Origin of the sequence: Corynebacterium suicordis DSM 45110 (assembly GCF_015351405.1) — a bacterium.
Taxonomy (GTDB): Bacteria; Actinomycetota; Actinomycetes; order Mycobacteriales; family Mycobacteriaceae; genus Corynebacterium; species Corynebacterium suicordis.
The window spans coordinates 1-5590 of sequence record NZ_JADKMY010000008.1 but is presented as its reverse complement, the minus strand read 5'-3'; the positions used below and the strand labels follow the sequence as shown (position 1 = coordinate 5590).

6 protein-coding genes are annotated in these 5590 nt (G+C 64.2%); 1 reads left to right on the top strand and 5 read right to left on the bottom strand.

All coding sequences use genetic code 11. The annotated features are described in order from the left end of the window. The 3 genes from IRY30_RS10225 to IRY30_RS10215 form a co-directional block, all read right to left on the bottom strand. A partial coding sequence (locus tag IRY30_RS10225) for a serine hydrolase domain-containing protein (protein ID WP_194557343.1) occupies positions 1-568 on the bottom strand: 568 nt, incomplete at its 3' end. A 436-nt stretch (positions 569-1004) separates the two neighbouring features. Beyond that, positions 1005-2279: an aminopeptidase P family protein gene (locus IRY30_RS10220; protein ID WP_194557342.1), complete on the bottom strand. Its 1275-nt coding sequence runs from the start codon at positions 2277-2279 to the stop codon at positions 1005-1007. Positions 2280-2314: 35 nt separating this feature from the next. Then, positions 2315-3709 (bottom strand): MFS transporter, encoded by a 1395-nt coding sequence (locus IRY30_RS10215; protein ID WP_194557341.1) that lies wholly within the window; start codon positions 3707-3709, stop codon positions 2315-2317. A 456-nt stretch (positions 3710-4165) separates the two neighbouring features. Between IRY30_RS10215 and IRY30_RS10210 the strand changes: the two genes are divergently transcribed. After that, complete coding sequence (locus tag IRY30_RS10210) at positions 4166-4438, top strand: hypothetical protein (protein WP_194557340.1); 273 nt, start codon at positions 4166-4168, stop codon at positions 4436-4438. Between the two features lie 189 nt (positions 4439-4627). Here IRY30_RS10210 and IRY30_RS10205 read toward each other — a convergent pair whose 3' ends face one another. Both IRY30_RS10205 and IRY30_RS10200 read right to left on the bottom strand, forming a co-directional pair. Further along, the gene (locus tag IRY30_RS10205; protein ID WP_194557339.1) at positions 4628-4861 is read right to left on the bottom strand and encodes a hypothetical protein; all 234 of its coding nucleotides are present in this window, start codon (positions 4859-4861) and stop codon (positions 4628-4630) included. Further along, positions 4858-5442, bottom strand: coding sequence for a nucleotide-binding protein (locus IRY30_RS10200; protein WP_194557338.1), 585 nt, complete (start codon positions 5440-5442; stop codon positions 4858-4860). Before IRY30_RS10200 ends, IRY30_RS10205 begins: the two co-directional genes overlap by 4 nt. Positions 5443-5590 lie beyond the last annotated feature (148 nt).

Here is a 5590-nt window from a genome sequence, read left to right as displayed (position 1 = left end):
CAGCGTTGAGGTCATGCGGGAGGTTTCGCTGTGCAGGTTGCTGAGCGCGCAGGCGTGAACACCCCAGCGGTATCGTCAGCCTGTTTCGCACCAGCGTCGGGTAGTCCGCCCCGTCGGCGGCCGCTAACGCGTGGCCCAATGCTGAGGCAGCGAGGTTGGAGTAGCTGAAGCGCCCGGCATGACGGACACGCGATCGGCGAAGTTGGTTCATCAGATCGGCGAGGTTCTCGGGTTGTGGATCACCACCTGTCAGTACAGCACTGAGCGCTCGGGCTGCTGAGCGGATTCCCCCGCCGGTGGCAGGCAGTCCTGAGGTGTGGGTCAGACAGGACTCCAAAGTCGCTTCACCGGCAGCTGTTCCGGTCAGGGGGAGGTAGTCTTCGAGCCGGTCGTGCGGTGAGATCAGCCTGGTCTGCACCATGTCGGTATAGATCAAGCCGTTGAGGGCTTTGCTGATTGAACCGATGTGGAACGTTTTCTGCAGGTCGCACCCGATCGTGGCGATGCGAGTGCCTGCCGGGCCGACTGTGGCGAGACAGGCGGCATAGACGGGGCGCTTGAGCGGCAAGGAGTTGAGTAGAAGGCCTGCCAGAGCGGTGTCACCGTCTGTCGTTGATGCGTTTGTGAGACAGGCGGGTTTCATACCTGTTCACCCTACCGGCGACGCGTCTCACGAGTGGACACTCTGAGGGCGCCACACAGCGATCAAGATGTCACGCCATTTAGCGGACAAAGTCACAGCCAGACCGACCAAGTACTCGGCGAGAACGCCACGCAGCGCGTTGTCGAGAGTCTGGGAGTACGCCCACCGCCAGAACCCGAGCAGACTCCCTCGCGGGACGCCGTGCTCATCACGGATCTGCTCCTCTCCCGACTTCGGAGGCTGGGCGATCGCATCATGGTAGGCGGAATCAGACGGCGATCCGGACTGCGGGCTCGGGGGTCATGGAGTAGAGAGTAGACGCACCCCGCTGTTTCACATTCCGCTCCGCAACACTGCTCCCCTACCCGACGATGATGTTCTCCTCCGGGCCCACCGGGAAACCGGTGATGTTGGTGGCGCCGTTCTCACCGACCACGAGGATGTCATGCTCACGGTAGCCACCGGCACCGGGCATACCCTCCGGCACGGTGAGCATCGGCTCGATGGAGACCACCATGCCCGGTTCCAGGACGGTGTCGATGTCCTCGCGGATCTCCAGGCCGGCCTCTCGTCCGTAGTAGTGGGACAGCACGCCGAAGGAGTGGCCGTAGCCGAAGGTGCGGTAGCCCAGCATCCCGGCCTCGGCGTAGATGCCGTTGAGTTCGGCGGCGATTTCGGAGCACACCGCACCAGGCTGGACCAGCTCGAGACCACGTCGGTAGACCTCGGTGTTGACCTCCCAGTAGCGCAGGGTGTCGGCGTCCGGCGTGCCGTAGAACATGGTGCGTTCCAGGGCGGTGTAGTACCCGGAGATCATCGGGAAGCAGTTCAGCGACAGGATGTCGCCGGGCTGCACCATGCGGGTGGTCGGCCAGTTGTGGGCACCGTCGGTGTTGATGCCGGACTGGAACCACACCCAGGTGTCTCGGATCTCGGAGTCCGGATACCGTGTGGCGATCTCGGTGACCATGGCGTCCGTACCGATCTGGGCGAGCTCGAACTCGCGCTTAGGACCCTCCTCCAGTGCCTTGCGGATGGCCTCGCCTCCGATGTCCGCGACCTGGGCGCCGTCGGTGATGACGGCGATCTCCTCGGCGGATTTGATCATGCGCAGGCGCATGACGGCATCCGAGACGTCGACGAGTTCGACGGTTCCGGCGTCCGCCCCGAATTCAGCACTGATGCGGCGGTACATCTGCACGGACATGCCGTCGAGCTCGATACCGACGCGGCGGGCGTCGACCCGGTCGGTGACGGCCTTGCGCAGGGCGTACTGGTAGTTCTCCTTGTTCCAGTCGGTGAAGACGAGGTTGTCACCGTAGCCCCGACGCCACGGCATCCCGGCGTCGATGCCCGCGGAGACGGTGCAGGTGGAGTCCGCGGTGACGATCATGCCGTAGAAGCGGCCGAAGTGGGTGTAGAGGAAGTCGGACCAGTACTTGATGGACTGGGGGCTGGTGAGGACGACGGCGTCGAGGCCGGCGGCGGCCATGTGGGCACGCAGCCCGGCGAGGCGTCGTTCCATCTCGGTGTCGCTGAAGGTCAGGGCGACCTTCTCACCGTTGTAGCAAAGGCGGGTGCGCTCGTCGCGGAAGTCGTCGACGGTGACGGAGGGGGTAGGAAGTACTGCGGTCATGATGGTGTTCCTTTCGGTACGGGAATTCGGGGATGTCAGGAGAGTGGGGCGCGGTGGGTTTCCGCGGCCTTCAGCACGGCGAGGAAGGTGACGAGGGCGGCGGCCATCAGGTAGAACGCCGGTGCGACCGTCATTCCGGTCCAGCCGATGAGCAGGGTGGCGAGCATCGGGGCAGTACCGCCGAAGACAGCGTTGGCGGTGTTGAAGGTCACGGCGAAGCCGGTGAGGCGCACTCCGGTGCTGAACTGTTCGGAGAGGAAGGCCGGCAGCACGCCGTCGTTGAGGGCGAGCACCATGCCCATCGCGATCTGGATGATGATGACGAGGGCCAGTCCGGCCCCGTCGAGCAGGAGGAATGCGGGGAGAGCGGCGACGATGAAGGCGAAGGACGCGGTGAGCATGATCTTCCGGCGTCCCATCCGGTCGGACATCCAGCCGGTGAGCAGGACGGAGAATATGTAGGCGAACAGGGCGACGGAGGCGGCGATGAAGGCGTCCGTGTCATCCTGTCCGAGTTCCTCGGAGAGGTAGGTCGGCATGTAGCTGAGGATGACGTAGAAGCCGATGGCGTTGAGCACTGCGGCGCTGAAGGCGATGAGCAGGGCGCGGGGCTCGCGGAAGACCTCCAGCAGCGGTCGGTGCTTCGCTCCGGGGCCGGCTTCCTCGTTCGCCGTGGCTGCTTTTTCGACAGCCTCGGTGAAGGCGGTGGATTCGTCGAGGTGGCGGCGGATCACCAGGCCGACAAGCCCGAGCGGGGCGGCGATGAGGAAGGGGATGCGCCATCCCCAGGACTCCATGGTGGCGTCATCGAGGACGCCGGTGAGCAACGCTGCCATCAGTGAGCCGAGCAGCAGACCGGAGGCGGTGGACGCCGGGACGACGGCGGCGACGAGGCCCCGCTTGCCGGCCGGTGCGAGTTCGGTGAGCAGCGTGGACGCGCCGGCGTATTCGCCGGCTGCGGAGAATCCCTGGATCAGCCGGAAGGTGAGCAGCAGGAACGGGGCGGCCACCCCGATGGTGGCGTGGCCGGGCAGCAGGGCGATGCAGGTGGTGGCGCCGGACATCAGCAGGATCGACCAGGACAGTGCGGTCTTACGGCCGTAGCGGTCACCGATGTGGCCCCAGACGACGGCACCGACGGGGCGGATCAGGAAGCTCAGGGCGAAGAGGCCGAAGGTCTTCACCAGGGCGGTGCGTCCTTCGTCTTCGGGGAAGAAGACGGTGGCGATAGTGGCCGAGAGGTAGCCGTAGAGGGCGTAGTCGAACCACTCGACGAAGTTGCCGAGAAAGCTGGAGGTGATCGCTTTGCGTAGCGGATGGGTACCGGTCGTCGCGGTGGCGGCGGGGTCGGCCGGGGCGGATGGTTCAGAGAGTGTTCCTGTGGAACTGTCGCGGGGAAGGGTCGGGGGGGTGGCCGGGGATTGAGTCATTTCAACCTCCTCCTTTCACGAGGCGGAACCCGTTCGGGTTCCGTTGGAGCACCGTCGTGCCGACATGGCACGCGGTGTGCGTGGGGTAACGCGTGAGCGGTGCGGAGTACCTGCAGGATCACTGCTCCCAGGGATCTTCACCGGAAGCTTCAGGTCTTGTCCGTCACCGGAGATCGGCCGGACCGTCGGATCCTGTGCGTCCGACGATTCCGGTACCGCCGCGACCCGTGGAATTCAGAAGATGGGGCATGATGCGGTTGAAGGACAAAGTCACCAACTCCTTTCGGGTGAGTTCGGGTGGACCGGGTACGGGTCATCTTCGACCCGTACCCATGAAGCTACGGAAGGTCGGTTTCCGATTCATTTCCCCGTGGTAACCGGTGGGTAACCGATCGCTGCGCTCGGTACCATCACCATAAGACCCATCCGGCGACCACGAACGGAGAACTGATCCCTATGCTCCTGCAGCCCACTGAGGGTCACATCCACTTCGCCGAGTTCGACGTCATGAAGTCCGTCGCCGCCAGCCTGAATGCCGCGTACTCCAACCGCGTCATCGCCGCCGATACCGAGGCGGAAAAGCAGTGGTGGAAGTCTCGTCGCCGGACACTTCCGGAGTTCACCCGCGACGCCGTGGACACCGACCGGGACGACCTCGTGCGGCGCACCCGGTTGATGCGTGAGGAGTTCCTGCGGATCGGCGGCCTGGCAGCCCCTGAGCGAGGCTGACCGTGGGTGACTGAATCCACGGAGCATAATCGTTCGTCCCCGCATCAGACAGGCTAGCTATGGCTGCTGGTTCTTGAATCGGCGCTCTCCCGCCTGCCGAATCCCCTCCACGGTATCGGCCAACTGACGCTCTACGAAACGCTATAGCGTTATAATGTCAACGTTTTAACGTTAACGCTATAACGCTTTCTACAGTTCAAGGTGCTTTTTCAGCATCTCTTCGATGATCTGCGAGGCATTCGTCTCCTCCTCGACTGCACGGAGCTTGAGCGCCTTCCAGGTGGTCGAGGACAGATAGATCGTCGTCCGCCGGTCGAGCCGGGCGCTGTCACTCTCTGCGAGGACATCCTCAACGGAGCGCGCTGCGGTGGCCTGCGGCTTGCGCATCGTGTCCTTCAGGCTCGGTCGCTTCTTGTCGGTCATTCCATCTCCTCGATCTCGGTGATTTCCTTGTAGACGTCGTCGTAGCCATGCAGTTTCGCCGGATTGGTCCCGAACTGTGCTTTCATGTCCTCGCGTTGCGGTATCGCGTTGTAGAACGTCGGCACCCCCTGGTTCTCCAGGAGGTCGCGCGCTTCTGAGTACAGCCGGGTATGCATCAGCACTCCGGTCAGCAGGACACCAGTCATCCGGTGCGAGGTGGTTTCCAGGGTCGGCCAGACCCGGTCGATGTCCATCGGGCTTGCCCCGGAGGGGACGACGACGAGGTCCGCAACGTCGATAGCTGCCTGGATCTCCTTCGCAGTCCCCGGTGGCGTGTCGATGACCGCCAGACCATCAGATCCCTTGAGCTCCGACAGCGCCTTCGCCGTGGCCGGCATGATCGTGAATGGCAGGGGATCGCCGCGTTGCTCGGCAATCTCCGCCCACCGGCAGGCGGAACGCTGCGGGTCTGCGTCGTAGAGCGTCACGGCAACGCCGGAAGCTGCGGCGGCTGCGGCCACCATCACCGAACTGGTGGTCTTTCCGACGCCCCCCTTGGTGTGAACGAAGGCAACGATCATGCAGTCTCCTGACGTTTGAGGGGTGCTGTTGCAAAGTGGTGCGGGCAGTGCCCGGGAGCTGATCGAAACAGGAATCCCCGCCCCTGTAGTCCTGGCCCCTCAGGCGCCGGCGAAGGCCTTCGCCACGATCACCGCATCCGCGTTCGGG

Excerpts from the sequence above, each read along its gene's own strand:
- IRY30_RS10210 (WP_194557340.1), top strand. The coding sequence starts at position 4,166 with ATGCTCCTGCAGCCCACTGAGGGTCACATCCACTTCGCCGAGTTCGAC.
- IRY30_RS10205 (WP_194557339.1), bottom strand. The coding sequence starts at position 4,861 with ATGACCGACAAGAAGCGACCGAGCCTGAAGGACACGATGCGCAAGCCG.
- IRY30_RS10215 (WP_194557341.1), bottom strand. The coding sequence starts at position 3,709 with ATGACTCAATCCCCGGCCACCCCCCCGACCCTTCCCCGCGACAGTTCC.
- IRY30_RS10200 (WP_194557338.1), bottom strand. The coding sequence starts at position 5,442 with ATGATCGTTGCCTTCGTTCACACCAAGGGGGGCGTCGGAAAGACCACC.
- IRY30_RS10220 (WP_194557342.1), bottom strand. The coding sequence starts at position 2,279 with ATGACCGCAGTACTTCCTACCCCCTCCGTCACCGTCGACGACTTCCGC.